This is a genomic window from Pseudoalteromonas sp. MMG006 (genome assembly GCF_018101025.1).
Lineage (GTDB): Bacteria > Pseudomonadota > Gammaproteobacteria > Enterobacterales > Alteromonadaceae > Pseudoalteromonas.
The window spans coordinates 1-26,336 of record NZ_JAGJEJ010000031.1 but is presented as its reverse complement, the minus strand read 5'-3'; the positions used below and the strand labels follow the sequence as shown (position 1 = coordinate 26,336).

The following is a 26,336-nucleotide window of genomic DNA, read 5'->3' as shown; positions in this document are numbered from 1 at the left end:
CACTTTGTTTTAAACTTTCTTTTCAGAAGTTTCAAAACTGAAGTTTTATTTAACTCTCTGAGCCGCTGCTGCCTTGCTATGCGTTGGCGTTTCCCGTCTCAGTGGGGTCGCATTATAGGGAGATCCGAAAACAGATCAACCCTTTTTTTAGATCTTTTTACTGTTCGAACAAAAATACAGCAAAACACGGTAAAACCTCATTAAAACAGCCATAAGCTGATGCTTTTTTACACTCTTCTTTATTATTTAATACAAATATCATTGCTATGTTCAATTAAGACGTTAAGATAGCAAGCTCACAATGTTAAATTAATGTTTATTTCCTGTTTATTGGTAGATCTAAAATGAAATTACCCGATCAAAAATCTTTTATCTTCTCTGTTATTCTTGCTGTAGTTGGTTTTGTTATTGTTGAGTTTGCTTTAGGCAGCTTAGCTTTAAGCCCTGCACTACTATTTGGTGCTGGTTTATTAATAGGTGCAATTGCTATTGCTGCAATGTCACCTGAAGGTGTTGAAGAAACCGAAGTTAAAACGAAAACACTTTATGTTGGCAACCTACCTTATCGTGCAAACGAAGGTGTGGTTCGTGCTTTGTTTGAAGAACAAGGTAAAGTGTTTAACGTACGCCTATTAAAGGATAAAAATACTGGCAAGCGTCGCGGCTTTGGCTTTGTTGAAATGGCGCAAGCAGATGCAGATAATGCAATTGCTAAGCTTAACGACAGTGAGTTTCAGCAACGTACTTTAAAAGTACGCGAAGCAAAGCAAAAACAAGAAGATGATTCTAGTGCTCTTCGTACTGAGACGGATCAATCAGTGTAACTAGCTTTATTGCTAGCTTATCACTATTAATATCAGCCGTTGCATAGTAATGCAGCGGCTTTTTTATGTCTGAAGGTTTATTTGCCAGAAGGTTTGATTGAGCTAGTAGGAAGTGAACTCTATTTGCTATAGCTTGACCCGAATCTAATAACTGCACATCTCCTTTAAAGCATTCCCTAATAGGGTTGGCTAATATAGGGAAGTGCGTACAGCCTAATACAAGCACGTCAGTATTTTTATCTACTTTTAGGCTATCAAGCTCTTGATGGAGTTTGATCGTGTCTAAAGTTTGTGTGTAAAAATACTGCTCAGCTAAAGCAACCAACTTAACGCTGCTATATAAGTTAACCGTTACATTACGTGCGTGTTCAGTAATTAAAGTTTTTGTATAGGGGCTTGTGACTGTAGCAGGCGTTGCCAATAGCGCTATGTGATTAGTATGAGTAAGCTCTGCTGCAGGCTTTATTGCCGGTACTACACCCACAATAGGAATAGAGGTAATTTTACGTACAGCACTCAGTGCCGACGTTGAAGCCGTATTACACGCTATAACAATTAAATCAACACTCAACTTGTTGCTATTAATAAAATGGATTAATGAATATAAGCGATTAATGATTGTCTGCTGGGACTGCGCTCCGTAGGGAAGTAGTGCGTTATCCATAAAATAACTGTACTGAGCATCAGGAATGCTTTGCTTTATATGCTCAAGTACAGTGGTGCCACCAATACCTGAATCAAAAACCATTATATGCGCTGACAAACAACTGTTCCCACTAAACGTTAAGAACGGCAGTTTGCCATGAGGTATTTATAAAAGAAAGTAGTTTAACTTTGCTGAGTTTCTAAATCAGCGAGATCATCTGCCGCTGTGTTTAACTGATTTAAATTTTCGAACATCGATTTAGTGTAATCAACTAGCTTATCGATTTCTTGTTGATCTTGGTTTAACCATTGTAAGATCCCAGCAAGTTGGTTTTGTAAGCCTAACTCACCTGCTTTTTCAAAAGCATTTCTTAGATCATCGTTAAAAGGAGCTAATGTATCAGCGATTTCTTTTTCTGGAGCAGGCTTATACTCTTCGTAGCTCTTAACTGTTGCAACCGTTTTTGTTTGACGTAAATCCATAGAAAAAGCCACCAGCTGTTCACTACCTAAACTTAACTCTTGCGCTTGTTCAAATGCTTTATCTAAATCACCACCAAAAAATGTTGAGCTTACATTTTGTAAGTCTTCCATCATCGCATTAATTGCATCTTGCTCTTGTTCGTTTAATTCACCATTAACCGACATTGAAAAAGATACCTGCCGAGATTGCGATGACGAACTTACATATGATTCGCTATCATTGGTTCTGCTATAACCGCTAGCTGATTGGGACTCGTATGCATCGGCAAAGCTTATGCTTACTTCATCACCTTCGGCAGTTGTAAACTTGTACTGAGCATCACTGCTCATACTTACATATTGGCCTTGACTTATACTTACACTGGCAGGTTGAGGGTTAAATAACGACTCCTCTAATGTATCTATACCGTCGTATATACCCTCTTGTGATTTTTTAATACCTTCTTCCATGTCGTCATTAAAAATTCCAGTGCCTTTAAGCTCGTCAACGGCATCATCAATACCCATTTGTACTCCTTTGCGCGCTTCGCCAAGCATATTCTTAAGCTTGTCATCGTCAGCGCCGTTTGCTTTTGCCTTATTAACGGCGCCACTCACAAAGTCGAGTACATTTTTTACTATTTCATCAAAATCAAATAGTGATTTCTCTGCTTTTTTTTCTTGAACGGGTAAGCCTAGCTGCTCAGCCATTTTATCGCCGAGTACTTTTGCAGCAAGCTCTCTGCCTCGTTGTTGATAGCTATCTTGAGGAGACTCAATTGTAGGCTGCTGAATATCAGCCTTATTATTGAATTTATTGACATTACTGTTTGGTGTAAAGTTATAGTTACCTATTTTCATAAACTGTCTCCTATGCTTGCGTAGCTCCTTATCGGCCAGCGCAAATAAAACTAAAGTTAAGCGAGTAAAAAAACACCATTAACTCTAACCAAAACTAGACAAATACACAGCGCACCCTACAATAACGCCGATAAACAGATCTTAGATAAGGTAGTAGCGTTAATGGCAGTTATTAAAATAGATACCACACAGTACCAAGCGCAATTAAGTGAAAAAGAGCAGCGTATAAGTGCACAGTTTCGACGTTTTGGTGTGGAGCAGCTAGAAGTATTTAGCTCAGAGCCAACTAACTACCGTCAACGCGCAGAGTTTAGAGTATGGCACGATGGCGACGATCTGTTCCATATTATGTTTGATCAACAAACAAAAGAAAAAATTCGCGTAGATACATTTGATCCTGCGGCCCCTCTTGTAGGTGAAATCATGCAGGTGATGATTGAAAATCTTAAACCATGTGAGATTTTACGCCGCAAGCTATTTCAAATAGATTACCTATCAACCCTAAGCGGTGAAATTTTAGTGAGCCTGCTTTATCACAAACCACTAGATGAGCAGTGGCTAACTGAAATAAAAGCACTTAAAGAAAAACTAAGCAGCAAGTACAAAATTGATTTTATTGGCCGTGCCCGCAAACAAAAAGAAGTACTTGGTGATGACTTTGTTACTGAGCGTTTAACTGTTAACGGCCAAGAGCTTATTTACCAACAAGTTGAAAACAGCTTTACTCAGCCAAATGCTAAAGTAAATATTAATATGCTTGAATGGGCACAAGACTTATGTAAACCACTTAAAAATGATTTATTAGAGCTTTATTGCGGTAACGGTAACTTTTCTATTGCACTGGCGGGTTCTTTTAATAAAGTACTAGCAACTGAAATATCTAAATCGTCTGTTCACTCTGCTCAGTATAACATTGCCAAAAACAATGTAGATAATCTCGATATTATACGTATGTCGAGCGAAGAGTTTACTCAAGCAATGAATGGTGAGCGTACTTTCTCTCGTTTAGAGGGCATAGATTTAAAAAGCTACGACTGCCAAACCATATTAGTTGATCCACCGCGCGCAGGCATGGATGAGTTAACGTGTGATTTAGTGGCTAATTACGAAAACATAATTTATATATCTTGTAATCCAGAAACCCTTGAGCGTGATCTTGATCACTTGACTCGTACGCATAATGTTAAGCGCTTTGCGATATTTGACCAGTTCCCTTATACGCATCACATTGAGTCAGGTGTTTTCTTACAGCGTAAATAACCAACCAAAGTTAAAGTGCCAGTACTTTTATAAGTGCTGGTATTTGTTCTTCACTAAACACTTGAATCCCATTCTTCATTAATAATGCTGCAGTTAAACCTAGACCTTCGATTTTTACTCCGCGATGCTTTCCATCATATATTGTATTTCGTCCGCAAGAAGGGCTCGATTCTTTAAGTAGAGCAAAACGAACTTTATTTTTTTACACACTTCTAGCGCTATATTAGCCCCAGTTTGAAATTGCTCTGTTACATCCTCTCCTGAATTAGTAATTACTCTCCCCTGTATTATTTCAGCAGGAGCTCTAGGAGTAGATAGGCCACCAACAACTTCAGGACAAAAGGATATTATTTTCTTATTACTTTGCCATACCCGTAATTGTGGATGCTGTAATGTTTGTCCTTTTCCATCATAACGAACAGGCTGCCCTAGCAAACAACTCGATACTAATATTTTTTCCATTGCTACATCCTTATAAAGCAAAAAAGCTCCCTGAGGAGCTTTTTTAGTTTTAGCAAAACTTACTTGTTTGCTAGGTAATTAATTAATTTACCAATGTCTTCTGGGTCAGTAACACCCGACTCTCGGCCAAGGTTCAATTTGTACTTACCATTTACAATAAATGTAGGTACGCCACGTAGGGCGCCTTTTTCTTTAAAGTAATCTTGGTCGCGCTTCATTTTTGAACTTAAAGTACGTACTGAGAAGCTTTTAAAAAGTTTATCAAACTTATCGCCATCTACACCTTGCGCTACAAATATATCTTTTACATCAGCAAGCTCATTAAACTTAGCACGCTTGGTATGAATGTGATTAAAAATAGCAGAGATAATTTTATCTTTTTGTGGAAGTACTTCTGCTGTCGCGAGTGCTTGGCTCATCATTTGTTGGTTTTCTGGGTCACGAACACCCACAAAATCCACATGACTCTTTTTAAACTTAACGTTTTTATCAAGCTTAGGTTTAAACTCACCAATTAATGCTTCCATGTTATTACATGCAGGGCAGTAAAATGAGAAAAACTCTTTAACCTCTGGTTTTTTAGTTGCACGCTCAGATACCACGTCGTAATGCACGCCTTCTTCATACGTTGCTGCAAAACTAGTTGCTGCCATTGGCAGTAGTACAGCAAGTAAACCCGCTTTAACTAATTTGATCATTATTATTATTCTCCGAGATTAAAGTGTTAGTAAAAAAGCAACTAACTCATCAAGTTCTTGTTGATTTTTGATGGTGTTAATATTTATTTTATATTTATCGTTAACTATAAAAGTAGGCACACCTGTAAGTGCGCCAATTTTTGAATATTTATTTTGTTTGTCTTGCATTGCACGTTCAGCGGCAATAATTGGCATGCTTGCAATGTCTTGATCGAATGTCGCGCTATCAATACCGTTAACTTCAAGCAGCTTTTTAACATCTTTCATTTCAGTTAATGGTGCGCGTTGAACATGAATGCTTTTAAATATTTGATCGCTAATGCTTTGCGCCAGTCCATGTTTTTTACCAATTAAGTAGGCATAGCTCAAATTGCTTTGTGCTTGTGGCGAAACGCCACCCAAAAAGTTTACGTGATTTTTAATAAACTCAGTGCCTTCTGGTAGATTTTTTTCAATTGCTTTAGCAACGGGTTCAAACTTGAAACAATGTGGACAGTAAAATGAGAAAAACTCAGTTACCTGTGGCTCTGCGCTTTTATCTATATCAATAACTGTATATTGGTTATCGGCTTCAAACTGTGCAGCAAGTGCTGCAAATGGTAAACATAAAAGTAATAAACTCAGTTTCAATTTTTTAAGCATTGGTATCTCGTTGTACTTATCTTTAAATAAAATATTATGGCAATAACTTAAGCGGTGCTTCTTGCAGTGCTGCAAGTTGCTCTTTTAGCGCTAAAATTTGTTGCTCCCAGTATTTGTCATCTGCAAACCACGAAAAGTTCCGTACAAAAGCAGGATCGCTCCATCGTTTAGCTACCCATCCCATGTAATGAATAATACGCATCGCACGCAGTGGTTCAATCAATTTGAGTTGAGTGTGGTCAAAATCACAAAACTCTTCATACGCATTTACAAGGGTGTCTAACTGTAACAGTTGCGTAGCCCTATCGCCACTGAGCATCATCCATAAATCTTGAATTGCAGGACCTTGACGGCTATCGTCTAAATCAACAAACATTAACGCATCACCTGCCCACAATATGTTACCTGCATGGCAATCCCCATGTAAGCGAATACTGTGCGCATCTTTATACTGCGTTTGTGCCTGCTCTATTACTAAATCTAAAATAGTATAGAAAGCAGTGCTTATTCCCATTGGCACCAAGTTACTTTTTTGAAGATGAACTTTGGCTGTATGTAAGTATTCTTCACAGGTAAGTGTTGGTCTGTGCGCAAACGGTTTAGTTTTAGCAACTTGATGCATGCGGCCAATTAATCGCCCCATTACGTCGAGCTGATCTAAATTATCCACTTCGAATAAACGACCACCTACACTTGGAAATAACACAAACAAATAGCCTTGGTGTTCAAACAAGCTTTGCCCATTATATTTAACCGGTGCAACGACTGGTACTTCTGCCTCTGCTAACTCAAATGCAAAATCATGTTCTTCTTGAATTTGCTCTTTGCTCCAGCGTTCTGGGCGATAAAACTTTACTACGTAACGCAGGCCATCTTCAGCCTTAAATTGATAAACTCTGTTTTCGTAACTGTTCAGTGCTAATAAACCCGATTCAGCATAAATGCCTACACTTTCTATAGCATCGAGTATTAGGTCGGGTGTTAGGTCAATAAAGCTAAATTTACTCATACTCTTCTTATATAAAATAAAAGCGGGTTATTCACCCGCTTTTGTTAATTGCTATAACTTCCTACCCCTTGGGTAAGCCGATATCACCGTGCTTTGAAAAAGTTACTTGGCTGCGATATCGTTTCGTCAGGTTCACTGACTGGCGAAAGTACAAAGTTAAACTCAGTCATCGGCGCTTTTAAATCATATGGGTCCATGACAAGTGAAAGCGGTACATTATGAGACTGACCAGCTTGCACAGTAAATGATCGCTTACCTATGTATTTAAAGTTATCAAGTCCTTGCACCTTAATGTTAAAGGTTTGCTCATATTGCGCTTTGTTAATCACTTTTAACGTATAAGTGTTTTCTACCAAACCATCAAAGTCGACACGGTATAATTGGTTCCTATCACGGATAATATCAAAGTCCATGGTCTTACGCAGTGCTATATTTGCGACAAGCGCACCCGTAAGCACAACAAGCATGACCGTATAACCAATGATTTTAGCTCGCAGTGGATTCGTTTTATTTTCTGGTGTTTCTAGGTTTCGCTCTGTCGTATACGAAATAAGCCCTCGCGGATAGTCCATTTTATCCATCACACCGTCACAAGCATCAATACACGCACCACAGTTAATACATTCAGCTTGTAAGCCATTACGAATATCTATACCTGTTGGACATACTTGAACACACAAATTACAGTCAATGCAGTCGCCCATTTCTAGGTCTTCGTGGGCAACTTTACGCGAACGTGGGCCACGGCTTTCACCCCTTTTCTCATCATACGTTACGGTGTAGGTATCTTTATCAAACATAGCTGATTGAAAGCGTGAATAAGGACAAATATGTAAACACATAATTTCACGCATCCAGCCAGCGTTAGCATAAGTACATGCAGCAAAGAAAATAATACTTATTAATGCATAACCACCGACGCTAAAGGTGACAAAATCAGGGAGCAGTTCTCTAATGGGTGTAAAGTAGCCTACAAACGAAATAGCGGTATACAAAGAAAACAATACCCAGCTGGAGTGCTTGGCTGTTTTTCGCCAAAATTTGTCAAAATCCATTGGCCGTCGATCGAGTTTTTTACGCTGATTTGCCGTTCCTTCAAACTTTTCTTCAAACCAAATAAAAATAAAGGTCCACACGGTTTGTGGACAAGTATAACCACACCACACTCGGCCATAAAAAGTGGTAACCAAAAATAGCGCAAATGCTGCCAACATAAATATAAACGCAAGAATAGTAAAATCTTGAGGCCATAGTGTTAAACCAAAAATATTATATTTTTGGCCTATCAAATCAAACAATACAGCTTGTTGCCCGTTAAAATTGATCCAGGGTAATGCCATAAAAGCGAGCATACCTAAAAAACCAATACGTTGCCTGAGTAACTGATGAAGGCCTTTTACAGCACGCACATATATACGATTTCGGGGATTAAACCTGTCATCATCTCGGCTTAAATCCGGCTTTTGGATTTTTACCTCTGCAGGTATATTTTTTACTTTAATTTGCTTGTCCATCGAAGTTCCTCAACGCCGCTTGGAAATAAAAATTCAGCAATACTCAAGTACTCTATAACTAAAGCGTGCACGTTACATGCTTGGCATATTTAGGTGAATAAGTAGCCTCTTGAATAGTTTCAGATATTTCAGAAATATCTGACTGCTGTTAGCTATTATAACAATATTGGCTAAAATTACTGACTTAGATTGCTAATAATTTATTCATCTCAGTTACTTGCTTTTAAAATGCAGTTTATTACACTGCATGGTAATTTAACCCTATTTAGATCAAGGTTTACGTATCCATGAAAAAATTTATTATATTGGTAGTGCTGATCCTTGCCTTTTTCACTATTGACCACCCTTTAATAAAAGAACCCCGTGAAAAGTTATTAGGAGAAGGCATTGGCTTTTTAAGTGATGCCAGCAAAATAAACAGAAGCCCTGCAGCAAACATGGCTAAAAATAGAATAGCTGCTCAATTAAAGCTTTCTGAATCTGAGCACGAATACATAGAAAAAACATTTACTACTGATGATTCAGTACAGCTTTTTCATTTGCGTTACTGTCGTGAGCGCGATCTTAACTTGTATTTTTACGATGAGCGTTTAAACACTGTGTGTAAAATAGTTTCTGAAGCTTTAGAGCAAAAGCGAGCTAAGTAATGGATTTTTCTAATTTGAATAAGAAAGCCAGCGACTCGTTTTATAAACAACGCAATATGCTCAAGCAATTAGCACAGGGTAAAACGCTTAAGTGTGAAAAATGTAATGGAGTTTTAACGCTTGATCTAGCCACCAGCGAATCTGGTAAAGGCTTAGTAAAGTGTAAGAAAGGCTGCACTGATATAGCTTTAGAACTAGGCGCTTAGATTAAGCGCCTAAAAAGTTAAGCGAATTACTCGTCCCAACTATCATCTGTGATTAAACCACTATTAATAGCAACCACTTCTATAAGCTCTGCAAAACCTAATGCAAAATCACCCATAGATTCATACTGATATTGGCACAGGGCGTCTGAGGTCATATTATTTTGCTGGGCAATTTGCGTTACTGCTTGCTGATCAAGTGCAAAAAAGCTAAGCGTACTAAGTGCGCTTTCTAGCGCTTGTTTAAACTCGGTATCTAACTCTGGGGCATTTAAAAGAGGCTCAGCATACGCTTTTGTCGCCACTAAAAAACCTTCGCTCCAAGGCTTACAAAACTCAAGGTTAAACTCTACTGGTAACTTGTATCCAGTTTCAAACACTTGCTCACTAATTTTATGATAAAGCGCCATGAATAAAAACAGCATCTCTTCGTCTAGGTCGTTAGCTGTGTTTGGTAGTATTTGTGCAAGCCATTCGTGTACATCAAGTGGGCTGGGCGAACAAATAACGCCAAATAAATAACCTTCGCTTTGCTCAAGGGTCATAGCTTGAGGCTGAGTGTTTAAAAACGTGCTGAGCTGCTTTGCATGCAACTCAGTAAATTGGGGTATTTGCATTAAAACTCTTTATATTAAATCAATTAAAAATTGAGCGGGTAGCGACCTTGGTTATCTGGTCGGCCTAAAAACTTAACCGCATCATGTACATCTTTTGGTAAGCTGGCATCTGGTTTTACATAACCGGCGACACTAAAATCAAAATTAGCTTTAAGTGTAGCATCTGCTTCAAGGCCTAACGTATTATCTGGGTCAATTAATATAGCTACATCACCCGACTTACAGCTTAACTTGCCTCCAAGAGGGCCTATATTGAACCAGCCATTTAACCCTTGTACATCAATATTTGGACTCGCTATTTCACCCTTTAACGATTCGCAATAAGGGGCACCCGAGCTATATTCTTCAAGTTCTAATATTACGCGACCTTTAGCTGTTACTGGCAATGGTAGCTGTATTCTACCCATCGCACGCTCAACCGTTGAGCGAACTAAACCATCGGTTACTTTTACTTTGTTATTAAATAACCCATAACTTATGTCGGCATATCCTGAAATATCACTACGTTCACGCGCATTACCAAATTTAATATTTGCGTTTAACTTACCAGTAAATAATTGCCAGCCTGCTATATCCCACCGTACATTATTTAGTTGCTCGCCTTCAAAGCGTACTTGCATCATTTGCCCTTCCCACACAGTACCAACAGTTTGGCCAATTTCTAACTGTTTAGGCAAGTAAGGCTTTGCTATATCAAGCGCTATGACCGCCGGTAATTTAATAATACAAAACACAATAAAACTGACTAAAAATACAGCCGATAACATTATTATTTTTTTCATTAATTAATTCTCTAATACCAAGCGGCTTACACGTACATAACCCGATTTGTCGTCACGGCTTAAATCTAAATTTTCAATTTTTAAACCATGCTGATTTACAAGTTCGTCTAACCATTCGATTAGTTGATTAAACTCTACAGAGTCGAGCGTTAAACGAAGTGACCCCGTACTAGGCTGCATTTTACTAATATCTATTTGATAACGACCACGTGTAGAGTTAACAACTTGGCTTAAGTTTGTATTGCTCGCTACGCTAGTATTGCCCGCCGCTTTTAGCTTTACTATGCTCTCGTCAACCCAAACAAGAAGCGCTTGTTGTTTTATTTGTGACTGTTGCGCTTTTTCTATTGCGTTATTTAATGGTCTAAATATACCCATAACTAAAACAAAAATAATAAATACGCCACCAGCGACCATAACTAATTGCTGCTCTTGCTCTTTTAGTGAGCGCCAATATTGCATTAACTGCTTTTTCATACCGCACCTCGCAGTTTAATTTCGCCCACAACATAATCACCGTCGTTATTTAAAGAGCCTTGCTCAACGGTTAAACCTTGTTTTTCGAGTATGGTTTTAACTTTGCCAAATGTTTGAAAGTCTTTTGCTCTAGCGCGAATACGCAGCTCATTTCGACGCTTATCGTAGCGCAGAGTTTCTGGGGTAAATTCGCTCACCTGAGAAAACACATCAACCAAATTTGCGGTTAAGTCTAAAAAGCCAGCTTCACTTGAACCTTGCACTCTATCAAGTGCGCCTTTTATTTGGCTTTTAATTAAGTTAGGGCGAACTTTTACGCCAGGAAACGCTTTTTTATATCTATCAACCACTTGCGCTTTAGCTATCTCTAGTTCCGAGTTGAGTTGGTGCAGCTCTATTGCTTTAATTGCAACCGTAGAGACTAGCGCAACGCCTGCAATAATTGCTGCGCCTTTCCAGTATCCCCACCACAATGAACTTTTCTTTTTAAGCTGATAAAGGCCTTGGCGCAAATTAAATTTAACGCTATCTAATTGCTTTGCAAATAAAGCTAAAGGCAAGTCGTATTCATTGGTTTGTGCGTGTAGGTTAACACTTTCAGGAAAATGATTCGCAGGGCTAAAATGTTTAATGTTTGGATTGCCTAAAGCCGTTAAATAATTACTTAACCAACTTGGTTCAACCGCACTAATATGCCATTGCCCTTGTTTAAATAACCACTGGTTATTAAGTTCAATAGCAGTGGCCTCACCTTCATCTCCCGCAGGGAGTAACAGTGCATCTGGTAATATTTTATAAACAGATAAATCATGCTCTGCAAATAACGCAAGCCATTGTTCAAACCACTCACGATCGGTCATTGCTACACGTATGGCATGTTGCTCGCCAAGCATCGTTGGCTCGCCTACTGCTATAAATAAGTCATCTACATCACAGGCTATATCTTCTTCAAGCATGTACGGCAACGCTTGCTCAAGTTTACGGTTCCACTTTGTGGGTAAGGCAACTGTCTTTAATTGCACTTGGTCACTAGGTAGTAAAACGATAACTTCTCTGCTTTGAGCTTTTTCACTTAACTCATTTAAGTGGCTTGCATTGGGTAATTCACCACTGGCTATTATTTCTTGTTCTTGTGGTGAGTATATTAACCAGTTAAGCAATTCTTGTTCGGTTTGACCCGTGCGGATCAACAGTATTTCTGTCACTGTACGCCTCCAAATTTTCGCGCCAGTATCGTTACGTCGCCATCTTTAGCGTGCAGTAATGTGGTCATCGAAAAACGCAATTCAACAAAGTTTGCCTGCGTTTGTAATTTAAAATATTCGCTATTAATACTAAATAAATCTTTTACAGATTCTATATTTGCTCCACCTTGTTGCTGCACCTCAGTGAAAAACTCGTCAATACTATCAAAGCCTGTTTCAGGGCGAGCCCCAATAACAGCTTCAGCAGCAGATAAACTCAGTTCATCAATCATGGCGCTTAAGATAAGAGCTTGTTCTGGCTGTAGTGTATTTACATTAATCAATAATAAGGGGCTGCCTGGTATTACACATACATATGGTAATACTTTTTCCATTACTAATGGGTTAAATCCTTTCACTAAACGCAGCTCCGATGTTGACGCAAATAAGCTATTTGCAGTCATATACGGAAATTTACGAGATAAATACTCATCCTCTTCCGCGCCTGAACGATAAGTAATGCTGTCCTCATCAAGCCAATCAAATACGCTATCGGCCATCGCCTCTTCTGACTCATCCGCAGGTAAATCTTCAATATTTTCAAGTAGTGCAAATAACGCTTTATGCGCAGGGTTTGTTTTACTAGTACCGCTTATATCAGGTGCTTGCGCTAAAGCATTTAAGTTTAAGCAAGCTTGTAAATCAGTAATTTGACCACTCAATGTACCATTATCGACCGGGTACGCAGTATTACCTTGAGTTGCCCAAATTTGATCAAGCGATGTTTTATCGACATCATCTTTCTTACTCTGTATGAGCCCTTTTATAGCTAGCTCTTCTGCACCGTACGCATACCATTTAGCTTGTTGGTGTCCTTGTAGGTTAGTGCTTTTCTGAACTTGCACCATCAAATTAGCACTCATTTCAACCGCTAAAATAGCAGCTAAAGCAACAATAAATAAAACGATAACAAGTGCTGCGCCACGTGACGCTTGCTGTTTACCCATTATCCACACTCGTACTTTGAGTTGTACTTGGTGGCGCAACAACCTTACCCTGACCAGGAACTAAAAATACTCGACGAATAGGTTCAGCCTCTATTTGCTGAAGTGTTACAGCAACGGCTTTAGGAAGCGCTTTAATTTCCCATTGTTCTTGCCATGCGTTTTTATCATCTAAAAACTCAAACTTGAGATCTTCTACATTTTCAAGTATTCGCTGTACACGCGGCTCCATATTATCAAGCTGGTCTACGTATACCCTGTAAACGCGTTCAAGGTTGTCATCTAGTACTCTGTAGCCCACAGCTTGTAATTCAGAACGCGGTAATAAGTTTATAGGATTAACCCAGCCGTCGCGTACAAATGCGATGCCATCATATTGGCTTTCTAACACATAACGACCTGCTAGCAAGTATTGCTCTTGTACATCGCCCGATTCGTTTCGAACGGCACGTTTGGTCATTTGGCTAAAATCTTGATCCATTAACCTAAAAGTAGTTTGCAACCCGTTCAACTCAGCAATTTTTTCATCCGAAGCTTCTTTTGCTTTGGTGGTGCTATCTAATATTTGATGGGTGGCAATAATTACAAAAGCTAAAATGCCCAGTGCAACCATTACCTCTAACAACGTAAACCCACGCTGCTTCACTTACTTACTACCTTTGTTGAGATAAGTTGAAAGCTCATATGCCGAGTTCTCATACTTTTCATCAGTAAATACATTAATTGTTACTTTGACAAAGCTTTTGTCGGCTGTAGCTGTTACCTCTTGTTGCCAAAACCATTCAACACCCGCCATTACTTCACTACCTCGTGCATTGTTTTTACCTTGCCACTGCTCACCTTTGGTACGTTGCTCAATAAGTACGTTTTCAGCAACCCAGGATGCGTACGTTTGCTCTTCAATCGTCGTTAAATGATGTATATGCTCGCCAGTGGCTTGCATAGCAGCTATACCTGCCATAGCACAAATGCTAAGCGCCACCAGTACCTCTAATAGCGTAAAGCCTCTATTAAGCTTCATTATTCTGGCTCTCGGCGAAAATTAACAGGTGCAGTAAACTCGCCTTCAATGAAATAAACAGGTTCACTTTGCTCTTTTAATTCAAGTATTAGTTGAAATGCACTGACCTCACCCGATGATAAAATAAGCACTTGGGGTATTTTTACTTTTTTAAGCTCTAACAAGCTATCTTCATCACCGCCGCTCATTAGCTCGCGCCAATTAGCTTGTTCTAACAAGTTATCTTGCGCCCATGCTAAATCTTCTAAATTTAAAGTAAGCTTTAACCGCTCATCCAGCTCTATGGGTTTAAACAGCTCTTCACGGTCAAAAGTTATCCATTTTTGACCATCAAAGACTAAGTATTCTAGGGTGTTTTCTTCGACTAAAAAACCAAGTTCCACCTGATTTAAAATTGCAAATTCAGATGCCATATTAATGGTGGTATGCAGCCTAAGTGCTTGAGTGTCTAACTCATCTTCAGCGCCACCCTCTAAGCTGTATACCACCATTTTTGTGGCAAAAGCGATGATCACTAATACCACTAAAATTTCGATTAAACTAAAGCCTCTACTTTTTTTATTCAGCTGCTTAAGGCTTACTTGCATAGCAAGCCTCGAGCAGTTGTGTATTTATGCATAAAAGCGTAGTTAAACATTATTGTTCGTCTTCATCCCAGTTACCAATGTCATCATCGGTGCCAACTTCGCCATCTGGACCCATAGAAAAAATATCAAACTTACCAATTTCGCCTGGGCTAATTAACTGGTACGTATTACCCCAAGGATCCTCTGGTAACTCGCTAATAAAGCCGCCATCAGGAAAACGTTTTGGAATTGGCTCAATGCTTGTTTTATTAACTAGCGCTTCTAAACCTTGTTCTGTACTTGGGTAGCTTTTATTTTTAAGCTTGTACAAGCTCATCGCATCTTCAAGTTGTTGAATATCTAAATGCGCCTTATCGATAGCGGCCTCTTCTTGCTGACCCATAATATTAGGCGCAACAATTGACATAATCATCCCGATGATAACCAGTACCACCATTACTTCTAATAAAGAAAAACCTGATTGTTTATTCACGTAATTACCTCGTTATTCTAAAAACACTAAGCAAAAATGATTTAGGTAAAATCATTAATATATAAAAATTATTTAAAGCCCTACGGCTTTGTTCATTGCCATTATTGGTTGCAGTATTGCCATTACTATAAACAATACAATAACGGCCATTGAGGCAATCATTGCGGGTTCAAGTAATTTAAGTGATACGTTAACCATACTTTCAAATTCTCGGTCTTGGTTGTTAGCGGCGCGCTCTAGCATTTGCTCAAGCTCACCTGATTTTTCACCACTGGCTATCATATGCAGCATCATTGGTGGAAACAACTTAGTTTGTTGAAGAGCCGCTCTTAAGCTTGCCCCTTCGCTTACTCTGTCGGAAGCATCGCCAACTGCTTTTTTAATTTTTTCGTTAACTAATACACCACCTGAGATACGCATACCTTCAAGTAGCGGTACAGAACTTGACGACAAAATACTTAATGTACGTGCAAAACGAGCAGTGTTAATGCCACGCGCTACTTTACCAATACCTGGCATGTGCAGTACTTTGTCATCCCACCAAAATCGTATTTTAGGCTGTTTAAGTGCATGCTTAATGCCTATAGCAATTGCGGTAATCGCGATTAAACTAATAAACCAATAATTTTGCACAAAGTGACTGCCAGCCATTACCCACTCGGTGGTCCATGGTAGTACTTGTTTGGTTTTCTCAAACGTTTTAAGTATTTTTGGTACAACCGTACCAAGCAATACCGATACAATACCAATCGCGAATATTACCAAAATAGTAGGATAAACCATGGCCTGCGTTATTTGGCTACGCATATGTTGGCGCTGCTCAGTATAATCGGCAAGTCGGTTAAGTACCTGATCAAGGTGACCTGACTTTTCACCGGCGGCAACCATCGCACGATACAAGTCGTCAAATACATGCGGAAACTCGCTCATACCATCAGCAAGCGTATAACCTTCTACCACCTTTGAACGTACCGACATAAGCATACGTTTTAAACGCGGCTTTTCACATTGTTCAGCAACAGCCATAACCGCGCCTTCAACTGGCAATGCCGATTGAATAAGCGTGGCCAATTGACGAGTAATAAGCGCAAGATCTGACGTTGAAATAGTCGGTTTAAAAAAGCTGCCAAGTAATGGCGCTTTTTCGCCTTTAACTTGTTTATCGCTCTGCGCAGCTGGAACTACCTCTAGCGGAGTTAGCTTTTGCTCTCGTAATACTTGGCGTATTTGCTTTGCAGTATCGGCCTCTAAGATGCCTTTTTTTTCTTTTCCGCGACCATCAAGCGCACGGTATTCAAACGCTGCCATAACTAGGCTTCCTCGCGGGTAACGCGAAGTACTTCTTCAAGTGTTGTTTTACCTGCAAGTACACGGCTACAGCCATCTTGACGAATGCTTGGACTTTTTTGGCGAATGTATTTTTCTACACTTTGCTCGCCTTTACCGCTGTGGATCATTTCACGTATAGCTTCATCTACAACTAACAGCTCATGAATACCAGTACGGCCTTTGTAACCATTAAAGTTACACTCTTCACACCCCACTGCACGATAAATAGTAGGTTGACTGTCAAACGGTACACCTAGTAATTGACACTCACGTTCGTCAGCTACGTGCCCTTCCTTACAAGATTTACATAAGGTACGCACCAAGCGCTGAGAAAGTACACCAAGTAACGATGATGAAAGTAAAAAGGGTTCAACGCCCATATCTTCCATACGAGTGATTGCACCTGAGGCTGTATTTGTATGTAACGTAGACATTACTAGGTGACCCGTAAGCGATGCTTGCACACCAATTTGAGCCGTTTCAAGGTCACGTATTTCACCAATCATAACTACATCGGGATCTTGACGTAATATTGCGCGCAACCCGCGTGCAAATGTCATATCTACTTTTGTATTTACTTGTGTTTGACCAATACCAGGGATTTCGTACTCGATTGGATCTTCAACCGTTAAAATATTGCGATCGCGCGAGTTTATTTGGCTCATACCGGCATACAAAGTGGTACTTTTACCAGAGCCCGTTGGACCGGTTACCAAAATAATACCGTGTGGCTTGCTAATTAAATCGGCAAATAATTCACGGTTTTGCGGCGTCATACCTAAATCTTCTAGATTTAAGCGTGCATTGTTTTTATCAAGTAAACGCAATACTACACGCTCACCAAAACTCGATGGCATGGTAGATACACGAACATCTACTGCACGCCCAGCAATACGAAGGCTAATGCGACCATCTTGAGGAATACGCTTTTCAGCAATATCAAGCTTAGCCATTACCTTAATACGCGAGACGAGTAACGAAGCAAGTTTACGGTTTGGTTTTAATACTTCTTTTAAAACTCCGTCAACCCTAAAGCGAATTACTAGCTCTTGCTCAAAGGTTTCGATATGAATATCAGACGCACCTTCTTTAATTGCTTCACTAAGCATGGCGTTTATAAGCTTAATAATTGGCGCATCGTCATCGCCAGCAAGTAAATCTTCAGTTTGTGGGAGTTCATCGGCAAGTGAAAATAAATCGACTTCGTTACCAATGTCTTCCATCATCTGCTGGGTTTCAGAGCTATCTCGCTGATAAGCAGCTTCTAATAAAAGCTCAAACTTATCATCTGCTAATTGCTCTAAAGTAAAACCACCTCCAGCAATACGGCGTACCTCTAATAAAACACCTACATCAAGTTCACCACGATAATAAACCACCGGTTGATCATTGTTTTTACTTAGTAGCACACCAGCCCGGCGAGCATAGGAAAACGGCAAACGCTTAGGTGGCAGCTCTACTAACTCGTTAGCTGTCAATAATTCGTCAGAATCAGGTTCTGTAACGCGGTGTACCACATCTTCGTTTATTTCTTCTATTGCGCTAGTCATCTTCACGCTCTGCACGTTCTTTAGAACTCAATGCTTTTAAATGTTCTTCGTAAGTTGGTGGCAATATAAGCTCATCATCCCACGACGGCAGTACAGGAGAGTCTGAACTAGGCATAAGCTCTATGCCGTCTTCTTTTTCTTTAATTTGCTCGCCACGAATAAAGTTATATTTGTTAAAGCTTAACTTATTCATATTAACGCCATCACGGATAATGGTAGGACGAATAAACACGATAAGATTACGCTTGCGCTTTGTGGTATTAGTCGATTTAAATAAATGACCCAAGATTGGAATGTCACCTAAAATTGGTACCTTAGACACGCTTTCTTGTACGTCTTCATCAATTAAACCACCTAATACAACCATACCACCATCATCGGCCATAACCGTTGTAGTAATTGCACGCTTATTAACAGAAATATCAACAGCCGTTGCACCACTTACACTGGATACTTCTTGTTCAATTAATAACTGTACTGCTGAACCATCATTTATTTGTGGCGTAACTTTTAGTTTTACACCCACTTCTTGGCGTTCAACTGTTTGAAATGGATTATCGTTATTACTACCCGTTTGAGAGCCTGTAATAATAGGTACTTCTTGACCTACTATCATCGACGCTTCTTCATTGTCCATGGTTGTAATTGAAGGGGTAGCGAGTATGTTTGAGTTAGTATCTGTCGATACTGCTTGAATGATTGCACCCCAATCGTTTTTGACTAAGCCAAACGCTAAGCCGTTAACACCGCTTAATAATGAAGCAAGCGCGGTGTAATCACCCTCAGTTGTTTCATCGTAGCTTGTAGCAGTGCCTGTTTCTGAACCGATGATTGTTTGAGTTGTTGTGGTGTCTTGCGCTTGAATACCCGCAACGGCTAGCGAGCCAACAGGGACTGTTGAGCCATTATTAAACTGCAGCATACCGCCGTCTTCTGAAATCCACTGCGTACCAAGGTTAACACCATCCGATTCCATTACTTCAACAATAATGGCTTCAACAAGTACTTGCGCACGGCGAATATCAAGCCTTTCGATAACGCTTTCTAGTGAACGCATTGTATCTGGCTGAGCGGTAATAATTAGAGAGTTCGAATCTGGGTGTGCTTCTATACTGCTTTCGTTACTGTTACGGCTACGTGTTTTAGTTGTAGCGCCTTGTGCGTCATCTACAAGTGATTTACTGACGCCCTGCAATACTTTTACTAAATCTTCGGCTTTTGCGTAATTTAAATAAAATACTTTTGTATTACCTTGGCTTTCAAGTTCACCGTCTAGGCGCTTAATCAATTCGATTGCTCGGTTACGAGCTTGCCCTTCACCACTCACAATCACGCTATTAGTTCGGCCATCAGCCACAACTTTTGGAATTAAAAATTCAGGTACACTGCCTTTACCGCTGTCTTTATAAATATTATCGACCACAGAAACCACATCATCTGCAGTCGCATATTTAAGCTTAACGATGTCTACACGCTTGTCACCAGCTTGATCCACTGAACGAATAATTTCAACTAAGCGATTTACCGACGCTGCATGCCCTGTAAGCATCATTACGTTAGCCGCGTTAAAGTTAGCAACATGGCCGCCATCTTTTTGATCGCTAAATTGACGAACTAATGGCCCTAGCTCTTGCACGCTTACATTTTTTACGCGCACAACACGGGTGATCATCATATCGCCAGATGCTTCACTATTTTCAGTAATTAGTGGAACATTTGATTTTTTAGCATCAGAACTTTTTTCTACTTTAATAATGCCGTTGTCCATTTCAACAGCAGAATAGCCATAAACTTCTAGTACATTTAAAAAGAACTGATAGTAAAGCGCTTCGTCCATTAACTCGTAACTACGTACATTTACTTTGCCACGCACATTAGGGTCAATGATTACTGTTTTATTTAGGTTTTTACCAACAATATTTATAAACTCGTTGATATCTGTACCTTTAAAGTTTGCAGCGTATTCAACAGCAGAAACAGACAAAGAAATACTTGCCGCCAAAAAAAGTGCTGCGTACTTAGCTAACCCTTTTTTAATTTTTTTGAGGTGTAGCACCTGAACCATTATGTTAAAACTCCAAAGCTAAGTTATTGCAGACTGAATTGCACATCTATTTGTTCGCCATCACGTTCAATTGTGATATTGGCATCTGTACTATTACGCAGCTCATTAATGGCTGACATGGCCTGTTTTAAATCTGTTAATTGGTAGCCATTAATTGAAATAGCTAAATCGTTATTTTTTAATCCCATTTGCTTAAATAGCTCAGGCTCTTTACCTGGACTTAAGCGATACCCAATAAGCTCACCATCACTCATTGCTTGCGAAACACGTATGTAATCAAATAATTTACCTGGCTCTTTTAATAGCTCTTCACGTGTTTCTATAATTGCTTCTTTTACTTCTTGATCAGCTGTAGCGTTTATTTGAATTTCACTTTGCTGCATTTTTTGCGGACCCATTTTAGCTTCATCGCGCGCAGCCAATACTGGCATAGAAACCTTTTTGGTGAAATCTAGCCCATCTAGCATTAACGTTTCAAAACGACCACTTACACTGAGAATGACGCGATCAGGTAATATTTGCGCTACTTTTGCACGAGTCCCAAGTACAACCTCTTCCACAAGGTAGCTTACTTGCTTACCCTGTGACTCTATAATAGCAACACCTGCTTTATCATCGTTACTCACAGCCACAATACCGGTCAGGTTTATACTTAAGCGAGTTTCAGGTGCATCATTGATCACTTGCGATTGTTTCGCAGCATTATTGTTTGTTACAGTTTTTTTACCAAACAAAAATTGCTCAACAATATGCTGAGCTGAGCGGTTGCTTGTACCCGATGATTGATTAACACTGTGAGTAGGCGTTAACAGAGATACCGGTGGCCTAGGCCATAAAAGCCAAACTAATTTAGACAATAAAAATGCAAGATAAACAACAACTAACAGTGTTACCAATGCGCTCAACTTAGCATGCGGTAAACGAGTTAAAAATTGTTTTAGTTGTTGGATTTGCTGTTCCATAAATAGTGTTCTTATTTTAATTTACTGCGTTAGCGCGTGCCCATAGTACCTTTTCATTTTTCATTCAACAAGCACACTAATATTAAACTTTGTAAACAGAATAAGTTTAGTTTACATGGCTGTATAAAAAACAAACGGGTGGTGTAATACCTTCATCCTACGATGATTTCATGATAAATTTTAAGTTATAAAAACGAGGGAAAATACCTTATGAGTAAAAAAAGTAACGCGAATACGGGTTCAGACCACACCGATGCGCTAAAAGTTCGATTAGATAAATGGTTATGGGCCGCTCGATTTTATAAAACACGTGCAATAGCTCGCGACATGGTACAAGGCGGCAAAGTACATTATAATGGCCAACGTACCAAGGCCAGTAAAATAGTCGAGGTTGGAGCAGTAATAAAACTAGCTCAAGGCGTAGATGAAAAGCTTATTACTATCCTCTCTGTGCTTGAAAAGCGCCAAAGCGCCCCCATTGCACAGACCATGTATCAAGAATCTGATGCAAGTATTGCTAAACGCGAAGAAAACGCCATCGCTCGCAAAAATAATAGCTTCTTTGCGCCACATCCGGATAGAAAGCCGGATAAAAAGCAAAGGCGCGAACTTTTAAAAATGAAATCAAGTTAGGTATAGCCGCTCATGCAACAAGATCTACTTCACCGTTATTTATTTGACGACCTCGATGTTCGTGGCGAACTCGTGCAAATCGAAAACGCCTACAACGAAATGATTGCCAATCATAATTATCCTCAGCCTGTTAAGGCCTTATTAGGTGAGTTACTCGTTGCAACGTGCTTATTAACAGCGACCTTAAAGTTTGAAGGTGAGATAGCCGTTCAACTACAAGGTGATGGTCCCGTTAAATACGCAGTTATTAATGGTGACGATAAACAAAACATGCGTGGAATAGCTCGCATGCAAAGTGAAGTAACAGGCTCATCAGTAAAAGAGCTTATTGGTAAAGGCTATATGGTCATTACCATCACGCCAACTAAGGGTGAACGTTACCAGGGCATTGTTCCTCTTGAGCATGATACATTAAGTGAGTGTATTGAAAGCTATTTTGAACAATCAGAGCAACTTAAAACGCGTCTTTGGTTTGCAACAGATACTAGCGAAGGTAACGCTAAAGCGTGTGGTTTATTTTTGCAGGTACTGCCAGTAGATAAACAAAAGTCGATTGATGACTTTGCACATTTAGAAGCACTAAGTAGCACTATTAAAGATGAAGAATTATTAAAACTTGACGCCAATACAGTACTAACGCGCCTATACCATGAAGATAACCCTCGTGTATTTGAACCTCAAGCAATTACGTTCAAATGTGGCTGCAGTAGAGAAAAAACAATTACGGCTCTTGTTAATGTAGGGCAACAGGCACTACTTGATGATGTTGCTAAAAATGGTTCTGTTAACATAAGCTGCCACTACTGTTTAAAAGAATATATTTTTAACGAGCAAGACGTAAAAAATATTTTTAACTAATTAAACGTTTCATCCAAAATCTCATTATAAGACCGCAAAATATGCGGTTTTGTATTATAAAAAGATGATACCGGTGTCATGAATTTTGTTCATTTACTGACACCGGTATCATTGAAATTAATCATGTTTTTTAGCAAATATATGTGTTTTTAGGGGCTTTACGGGCTCGAATATCTCAAAACCTTCTGTTACTATCATTTCAGCTTAAGGGCACTGATAACCCCAGAGCTATCCCGTTCAAACTCTCACACATTATAGTTAGGTATAAACATGACTACAGGCGCTACACGTTTTGTCGATTTAACCGCAGCTGAACTTGTCGAGCATGCGATCCGCCGTGGCGAAGGTACTTTAGCCGCAAATGGTGCTTTTGTTGCAATTACAGGAAAACGAACTGGTCGTTCACCAAAAGATCGTTTTATTGTACAAGAAGCATCTACTCAAGATGACATACAATGGGGCAACGTAAACCGTCCATTTGATGCAGACAAATTTGACACTCTATGGGCTCGCGTAGAAGCACATGTTCAAAGTAATGACCACTTCACCTCTCACCTAGAAGTTGGCGCAGACCCTGAACACTATCTACCTGTAGTTGTTACTACAGAAACAGCGTGGCACCATATTTTTGCCAAAAACATGTTTATCGAACCAAAAAACTATAACGCTTCTAACTTACCACAATGGCAAGTAATGAACGTACCATCATTCATTTGTGATCCAGAGCGTGATGGTACAAATAGCGACGGTACCGTTATTATTAACTTTGCGCAGCGAAAAGTTTTATTAGCAGGTATGCGCTACGCCGGTGAAATGAAAAAATCGATGTTTTCCGTTCAAAACTTCCTACTACCAGCTAAAGGTGTATTACCTATGCACTGCTCGGCTAATGTAGGCGAAGCTGGCGATACAGCATTATTCTTCGGTTTATCGGGTACAGGTAAAACAACACTTTCTGCAGATCCAACGCGATTTTTAATTGGTGACGACGAGCACGGCTGGGCTCCAGGTAGCGTGTTTAATATTGAAGGTGGCTGCTACGCAAAATGTATCGACCTCTCACAAAAAAATGAACCAGTAATTTGGGATGCTATTCGATTTGGTACTATTTTAGAAAACGTAGTATTAGATGAATCACGCACACCAGATTTTAACGATACGAGCTTAACGCAAAATAGTCGCGCAGCTTACCCGCTTGAACACGTAGAAAAACGTAAAGTAGAAAACCGTGCTGGCGAACCAAAAGCTGTCGTATTCTTAACCTGTGACGTAAGCGGCGTGTTGCCTCCTGTATCTGTATTAACAGAAGAAGCAGCAGCTTTTCACTTTTTAAGTGGATATACAGCAAAAGTTGGCTCAACTGAAATCGGCTCAACAAGCGACATAGAATCAACATTTTCTACATGTTTTGGTGCACCATTCTTCCCACGCCCAGCAGGTGTATACGCAGAGCTTCTTATGAAGCGAGTTCGTGAATTTGGCGCAAAAGTGTACCTTGTAAATACAGGGTGGACAGGTGGTCCTTACGGAACAGGCAAGCGCTTTGATATTCCAACTACACGAGCGGTAGTCGATGCAATCGTATCTGGAAAGTTAGCAGATGTTGAAACTCAGCATATTGATGTTTTAAATCTAGACGTGCCAGTAGCTGTACCAGGTGTTGATACAAACTTACTTAACCCAATTAATACATGGGAAGATAAAGCAAAGTATAACGAATATGCAGCTAAACTAGCAGCTGACTTCACTGAAAATTTCGCTAAATACGATGTATCAGATGATATAAAAAATGCAGGCCCTAAAGCATAATTAGCCTTAAAGCCTTTAAAAACGCCAGCCTAGTGCTGGCGTTTTTTTTTAATACAATCAAAAACTGCGACATAATGTCGCATTTCATGCACATAAAACACGATAAAATAACCAAATATTTAAATTATTCTAAGCATGTACATATATGGTGTTGTTTTATGATATTTAGCTTGTCGTGGCGAAAAATAGCTAGGCGGGTACATCTATATTTAGGTATATCCATAGGCGGGTTATTAACAGTAATCGCCTTGTCAGGCTCTATACTCGTTTATTATCCAGAGCTTGACGGACAATTAAATAAATTAAGCGTACAGAATAGTAATACTATTAACTGGGATGAAGCCTACGCGACTTTAAAATATAAGTACCCAGACAGACTAGGCTCCTGGCGATTAGAAAATACAGCTACAGGTTCTGTAATACCTGCACGATACTACAAACCAATTGAGACAAAAGGCCAAGCGTTTGCTCCATTAATGGTCTGGCTTAACCCTATAGGTACACAGATCATTCGTGAGGATTTTTGGGGAAGTTACTTTGTAACCTGGGTATATAACCTGCACTTTTCATTACTTACAGGCAGTACTGGGACAGTAATTGTAGGCTATATAGGAATAGGAACTCTCATTCTTATTTTGTTTGGATTGTGGGCATGGTGGCCAAAAAGAGGCTACTGGGTTAGATCGTTAAAATTCAAAGCCCGTAGCACTAAGCTTGGGCTATTATATGATTGGCATAAGTTAATAGGGTTATGCTTTATGCTACCTCTGCTCGTTTTAACCATTACTGGCATTATGCTAGCGATACCAAATCAAACCGACCCGATAATCACAGCATTATTAGGTAAAGTTGAAAAGCCTACTACAGCAGTAATAAAACCAAAAAACTATATATTGTTATCCGATGCAATTGAATTAGCGCAAAAAGCTATGCCTAGCGCAAGGCTTGCTTGGATTGAAACACCTTCATCTAGTAACGCTGTATATCGATTTAGATTACAAACAACTAATGACCCATCTCATCGCTTTCCCCACAGTTATGTAGAAATAAATGCAAACTCTGCTGAGATCATAAGCATATTTAATGTTGATAATAAAAGTCCAGCGACAAAACTCAAAAACTGGCTACACCCTCTCCATGATGGGACTATTGGCGGTCATTCCCTTAGAGTTTTATGGGTATTATCAGGTATAGCGACCACCTTACTTTTTTACCTTGGTCTATATAGATGGCTACTCAAAACAAGAAGAATTAATAACTATTAATTCAATTATAAATTTATAGGATCATACTTACAAATAGTTACAGCCAGTAATTAAAGCTTATATATGTCTAATCAAGCAATATAAGCTTAAGTGGCCTTAATAGCACTCTGAGCGCTTTTATAAAAACAAGCTAAGATGTCGCTTTAATTCACCATTGTTGGCGATAGGCGATGATTTTCTAATTGTAATTTAACGCTTCTTAATATCGTGTTAGGAATAGCTAATGCCACATTATCTATGATAAAAGTGCATAGGGGCGGCCATGACTGAGTTCGCCATGGTTTCTAGTATTTACAGCACTAGATAGTAAACCCCATCATAGTACTGTATCGGGTTTCTCTTATTTGAAGCCGGTGCGCTACGCAGTAGAATGTCGTAGTGCCCATAGCGGTAGGGGCCACATAGCAAATGCTACACTATCGTTGTGTCGGGGCGGCCTTGTGTGGGGCTCGCCTTCGAGCTGTTTTGTTTGACTATTGAGCTCAACATGCCCT

At 39.5% G+C, this 26,336-nt stretch carries 27 protein-coding genes and 1 pseudogene; 8 read left to right on the top strand and 20 right to left on the bottom strand.

Going from position 1 to position 26,336, the window contains the following annotated elements; translation table 11 throughout:
• Positions 1-344: 344 nt before the first annotated feature.
• Positions 345-824, top strand: coding sequence for an RNA-binding protein (locus tag J8L73_RS18420; protein WP_211001733.1), 480 nt, complete (start codon positions 345-347; stop codon positions 822-824).
• Here J8L73_RS18420 and murI read toward each other — a convergent pair.
• Together murI and J8L73_RS18410 are read right to left on the bottom strand one after the other, a co-directional pair.
• Positions 787-1,587 carry a glutamate racemase gene (gene murI / locus J8L73_RS18415; RefSeq protein ID WP_211019243.1) on the bottom strand — a complete coding sequence of 267 codons (801 nt, stop codon included), beginning with the start codon at positions 1,585-1,587 and terminating at the stop codon, positions 787-789. The genes J8L73_RS18420 and murI overlap by 38 nt on opposite strands.
• A 65-nt stretch (positions 1,588-1,652) precedes the next feature.
• The gene (locus J8L73_RS18410) at positions 1,653-2,792 is read right to left on the bottom strand and encodes a DUF5610 domain-containing protein (RefSeq protein WP_211019241.1); all 1,140 of its coding nucleotides are present in this window, start codon (positions 2,790-2,792) and stop codon (positions 1,653-1,655) included.
• A 162-nt stretch (positions 2,793-2,954) separates the two neighbouring features.
• Here J8L73_RS18410 and trmA point away from each other — a divergent pair, with 162 nt between their 5' ends.
• A complete protein-coding gene (trmA, locus tag J8L73_RS18405; protein WP_104641816.1) occupies positions 2,955-4,052 on the top strand; it encodes a tRNA (uridine(54)-C5)-methyltransferase TrmA in 1,098 nt (365 codons plus the stop codon).
• A gap of 10 nt (positions 4,053-4,062) precedes the next feature.
• Here the strand turns inward: trmA and J8L73_RS18400 are convergent.
• The 5 genes and pseudogenes from J8L73_RS18400 to ccoG all read right to left on the bottom strand — a co-directional run bounded on the left by J8L73_RS18400 (position 4,063) and on the right by ccoG (position 8,377).
• Positions 4,063-4,514 (bottom strand): annotated as a pseudogene (locus J8L73_RS18400) (DUF523 domain-containing protein).
• A gap of 59 nt (positions 4,515-4,573) precedes the next feature.
• Positions 4,574-5,212 (bottom strand): thiol:disulfide interchange protein DsbA/DsbL, encoded by a 639-nt coding sequence (locus J8L73_RS18395; RefSeq protein ID WP_211001730.1) that lies wholly within the window; start codon positions 5,210-5,212, stop codon positions 4,574-4,576.
• Positions 5,213-5,230: 18 nt separating this feature from the next.
• Positions 5,231-5,854 (bottom strand): thiol:disulfide interchange protein DsbA/DsbL, encoded by a 624-nt coding sequence (locus J8L73_RS18390; protein WP_211019239.1) that lies wholly within the window; start codon positions 5,852-5,854, stop codon positions 5,231-5,233.
• A gap of 34 nt (positions 5,855-5,888) precedes the next feature.
• The gene (locus tag J8L73_RS18385; RefSeq protein WP_211001728.1) at positions 5,889-6,863 is read right to left on the bottom strand and encodes a serine/threonine protein kinase; all 975 of its coding nucleotides are present in this window, start codon (positions 6,861-6,863) and stop codon (positions 5,889-5,891) included.
• Between the two features lie 83 nt (positions 6,864-6,946).
• On the bottom strand, positions 6,947-8,377 hold the full coding sequence (gene ccoG / locus J8L73_RS18380) for a cytochrome c oxidase accessory protein CcoG (RefSeq protein ID WP_211019237.1): 1,431 nt from the start codon (positions 8,375-8,377) through the stop codon (positions 6,947-6,949).
• Positions 8,378-8,664: 287 nt separating this feature from the next.
• Here ccoG and J8L73_RS18375 point away from each other — a divergent pair, with 287 nt between their 5' ends.
• Positions 8,665-9,024 (top strand): hypothetical protein, encoded by a 360-nt coding sequence (locus J8L73_RS18375; RefSeq protein WP_211019235.1) that lies wholly within the window; start codon positions 8,665-8,667, stop codon positions 9,022-9,024.
• A complete protein-coding gene (locus J8L73_RS18370) occupies positions 9,024-9,230 on the top strand; it encodes a hypothetical protein (protein ID WP_211001725.1) in 207 nt (68 codons plus the stop codon). Before J8L73_RS18375 ends, J8L73_RS18370 begins: the two co-directional genes overlap by 1 nt.
• 26 nt (positions 9,231-9,256) lie before the next feature.
• Here J8L73_RS18370 and J8L73_RS18365 read toward each other — a convergent pair whose 3' ends face one another.
• The 13 genes from J8L73_RS18365 to gspC form a co-directional block, all read right to left on the bottom strand.
• Positions 9,257-9,844, bottom strand: a complete 588-nt coding sequence (locus tag J8L73_RS18365; RefSeq protein WP_211001724.1) for a UPF0149 family protein — start codon at positions 9,842-9,844, stop codon at positions 9,257-9,259.
• A 23-nt stretch (positions 9,845-9,867) separates the two neighbouring features.
• Complete coding sequence (locus J8L73_RS18360) at positions 9,868-10,626, bottom strand: type II secretion system protein N (RefSeq protein WP_211019233.1); 759 nt, start codon at positions 10,624-10,626, stop codon at positions 9,868-9,870.
• Positions 10,627-10,629: 3 nt separating this feature from the next.
• A complete protein-coding gene (locus tag J8L73_RS18355; RefSeq protein ID WP_211001722.1) occupies positions 10,630-11,103 on the bottom strand; it encodes a type II secretion system protein M in 474 nt (157 codons plus the stop codon).
• Positions 11,100-12,308 carry a type II secretion system protein GspL gene (gspL, locus tag J8L73_RS18350; protein WP_211019231.1) on the bottom strand — a complete coding sequence of 403 codons (1,209 nt, stop codon included), beginning with the start codon at positions 12,306-12,308 and terminating at the stop codon, positions 11,100-11,102. Before gspL ends, J8L73_RS18355 begins: the two co-directional genes overlap by 4 nt.
• Positions 12,305-13,294, bottom strand: a complete 990-nt coding sequence (gene gspK / locus J8L73_RS18345; protein WP_211019229.1) for a type II secretion system minor pseudopilin GspK — start codon at positions 13,292-13,294, stop codon at positions 12,305-12,307. Before gspK ends, gspL begins: the two co-directional genes overlap by 4 nt.
• Positions 13,287-13,937, bottom strand: a complete 651-nt coding sequence (gene gspJ / locus J8L73_RS18340; RefSeq protein ID WP_211019227.1) for a type II secretion system minor pseudopilin GspJ — start codon at positions 13,935-13,937, stop codon at positions 13,287-13,289. Before gspJ ends, gspK begins: the two co-directional genes overlap by 8 nt.
• The gene (gspI, locus tag J8L73_RS18335) at positions 13,938-14,312 is read right to left on the bottom strand and encodes a type II secretion system minor pseudopilin GspI (RefSeq protein WP_138683104.1); all 375 of its coding nucleotides are present in this window, start codon (positions 14,310-14,312) and stop codon (positions 13,938-13,940) included.
• On the bottom strand, positions 14,312-14,899 hold the full coding sequence (locus J8L73_RS18330) for a prepilin-type N-terminal cleavage/methylation domain-containing protein (RefSeq protein ID WP_211019226.1): 588 nt from the start codon (positions 14,897-14,899) through the stop codon (positions 14,312-14,314). Before J8L73_RS18330 ends, gspI begins: the two co-directional genes overlap by 1 nt.
• A 49-nt stretch (positions 14,900-14,948) precedes the next feature.
• Positions 14,949-15,371, bottom strand: a complete 423-nt coding sequence (gene gspG / locus J8L73_RS18325) for a type II secretion system major pseudopilin GspG (RefSeq protein ID WP_211001717.1) — start codon at positions 15,369-15,371, stop codon at positions 14,949-14,951.
• A 72-nt stretch (positions 15,372-15,443) separates the two neighbouring features.
• Positions 15,444-16,679: a type II secretion system inner membrane protein GspF gene (gspF, locus tag J8L73_RS18320; protein ID WP_138683107.1), complete on the bottom strand. Its 1,236-nt coding sequence runs from the start codon at positions 16,677-16,679 to the stop codon at positions 15,444-15,446.
• A 2-nt stretch (positions 16,680-16,681) separates the two neighbouring features.
• Positions 16,682-18,250 carry a type II secretion system ATPase GspE gene (gspE, locus tag J8L73_RS18315; protein ID WP_247659712.1) on the bottom strand — a complete coding sequence of 523 codons (1,569 nt, stop codon included), beginning with the start codon at positions 18,248-18,250 and terminating at the stop codon, positions 16,682-16,684.
• The gene (gene gspD / locus J8L73_RS18310) at positions 18,243-20,315 is read right to left on the bottom strand and encodes a type II secretion system secretin GspD (RefSeq protein WP_211001715.1); all 2,073 of its coding nucleotides are present in this window, start codon (positions 20,313-20,315) and stop codon (positions 18,243-18,245) included. The genes gspE and gspD overlap by 8 nt, the downstream gene beginning before the upstream one ends.
• Positions 20,316-20,338: 23 nt before the next feature.
• Positions 20,339-21,277 (bottom strand): type II secretion system protein GspC, encoded by a 939-nt coding sequence (gene gspC, locus J8L73_RS18305; protein ID WP_211019224.1) that lies wholly within the window; start codon positions 21,275-21,277, stop codon positions 20,339-20,341.
• A 210-nt stretch (positions 21,278-21,487) separates the two neighbouring features.
• Between gspC and hslR the strand changes: the two genes are divergently transcribed.
• From hslR to J8L73_RS18285, 4 genes are all read left to right on the top strand, one after another.
• On the top strand, positions 21,488-21,910 hold the full coding sequence (gene hslR, locus J8L73_RS18300; RefSeq protein WP_211001713.1) for a ribosome-associated heat shock protein Hsp15: 423 nt from the start codon (positions 21,488-21,490) through the stop codon (positions 21,908-21,910).
• A gap of 12 nt (positions 21,911-21,922) precedes the next feature.
• A complete protein-coding gene (hslO, locus tag J8L73_RS18295) occupies positions 21,923-22,768 on the top strand; it encodes an Hsp33 family molecular chaperone HslO (protein ID WP_211019222.1) in 846 nt (281 codons plus the stop codon).
• Positions 22,769-23,038: 270 nt separating this feature from the next.
• Positions 23,039-24,577: a phosphoenolpyruvate carboxykinase gene (locus J8L73_RS18290; RefSeq protein WP_211019220.1), complete on the top strand. Its 1,539-nt coding sequence runs from the start codon at positions 23,039-23,041 to the stop codon at positions 24,575-24,577.
• Between the two features lie 158 nt (positions 24,578-24,735).
• The gene (locus tag J8L73_RS18285; protein WP_211019218.1) at positions 24,736-25,842 is read left to right on the top strand and encodes a PepSY-associated TM helix domain-containing protein; all 1,107 of its coding nucleotides are present in this window, start codon (positions 24,736-24,738) and stop codon (positions 25,840-25,842) included.
• Positions 25,843-26,336: the final 494 nt, after the last annotated feature.

Excerpts from the sequence above, each read along its gene's own strand:
- J8L73_RS18370 (WP_211001725.1), top strand. The coding sequence starts at position 9,024 with ATGGATTTTTCTAATTTGAATAAGAAAGCCAGCGACTCGTTTTATAAA.
- J8L73_RS18390 (WP_211019239.1), bottom strand. The coding sequence starts at position 5,854 with ATGCTTAAAAAATTGAAACTGAGTTTATTACTTTTATGTTTACCATTT.
- gspI (WP_138683104.1), bottom strand. The coding sequence starts at position 14,312 with ATGAAGCTTAATAGAGGCTTTACGCTATTAGAGGTACTGGTGGCGCTT.
- J8L73_RS18375 (WP_211019235.1), top strand. The coding sequence starts at position 8,665 with ATGAAAAAATTTATTATATTGGTAGTGCTGATCCTTGCCTTTTTCACT.
- J8L73_RS18385 (WP_211001728.1), bottom strand. The coding sequence starts at position 6,863 with ATGAGTAAATTTAGCTTTATTGACCTAACACCCGACCTAATACTCGAT.
- gspC (WP_211019224.1), bottom strand. The coding sequence starts at position 21,277 with ATGGAACAGCAAATCCAACAACTAAAACAATTTTTAACTCGTTTACCG.
- J8L73_RS18420 (WP_211001733.1), top strand. The coding sequence starts at position 345 with ATGAAATTACCCGATCAAAAATCTTTTATCTTCTCTGTTATTCTTGCT.
- gspF (WP_138683107.1), bottom strand. The coding sequence starts at position 16,679 with ATGGCAGCGTTTGAATACCGTGCGCTTGATGGTCGCGGAAAAGAAAAA.
- J8L73_RS18285 (WP_211019218.1), top strand. The coding sequence starts at position 24,736 with ATGATATTTAGCTTGTCGTGGCGAAAAATAGCTAGGCGGGTACATCTA.
- J8L73_RS18355 (WP_211001722.1), bottom strand. The coding sequence starts at position 11,103 with ATGAAAAAGCAGTTAATGCAATATTGGCGCTCACTAAAAGAGCAAGAG.
- gspD (WP_211001715.1), bottom strand. The coding sequence starts at position 20,315 with ATGGTTCAGGTGCTACACCTCAAAAAAATTAAAAAAGGGTTAGCTAAG.
- J8L73_RS18330 (WP_211019226.1), bottom strand. The coding sequence starts at position 14,899 with ATGCAAGTAAGCCTTAAGCAGCTGAATAAAAAAAGTAGAGGCTTTAGT.
- hslR (WP_211001713.1), top strand. The coding sequence starts at position 21,488 with ATGAGTAAAAAAAGTAACGCGAATACGGGTTCAGACCACACCGATGCG.
- J8L73_RS18410 (WP_211019241.1), bottom strand. The coding sequence starts at position 2,792 with ATGAAAATAGGTAACTATAACTTTACACCAAACAGTAATGTCAATAAA.
- J8L73_RS18365 (WP_211001724.1), bottom strand. The coding sequence starts at position 9,844 with ATGCAAATACCCCAATTTACTGAGTTGCATGCAAAGCAGCTCAGCACG.
- hslO (WP_211019222.1), top strand. The coding sequence starts at position 21,923 with ATGCAACAAGATCTACTTCACCGTTATTTATTTGACGACCTCGATGTT.
- J8L73_RS18360 (WP_211019233.1), bottom strand. The coding sequence starts at position 10,626 with ATGAAAAAAATAATAATGTTATCGGCTGTATTTTTAGTCAGTTTTATT.
- gspE (WP_247659712.1), bottom strand. The coding sequence starts at position 18,250 with ATGACTAGCGCAATAGAAGAAATAAACGAAGATGTGGTACACCGCGTT.
- trmA (WP_104641816.1), top strand. The coding sequence starts at position 2,955 with ATGGCAGTTATTAAAATAGATACCACACAGTACCAAGCGCAATTAAGT.
- J8L73_RS18395 (WP_211001730.1), bottom strand. The coding sequence starts at position 5,212 with ATGATCAAATTAGTTAAAGCGGGTTTACTTGCTGTACTACTGCCAATG.
- ccoG (WP_211019237.1), bottom strand. The coding sequence starts at position 8,377 with ATGGACAAGCAAATTAAAGTAAAAAATATACCTGCAGAGGTAAAAATC.
- J8L73_RS18290 (WP_211019220.1), top strand. The coding sequence starts at position 23,039 with ATGACTACAGGCGCTACACGTTTTGTCGATTTAACCGCAGCTGAACTT.
- gspK (WP_211019229.1), bottom strand. The coding sequence starts at position 13,294 with ATGGGTAAACAGCAAGCGTCACGTGGCGCAGCACTTGTTATCGTTTTA.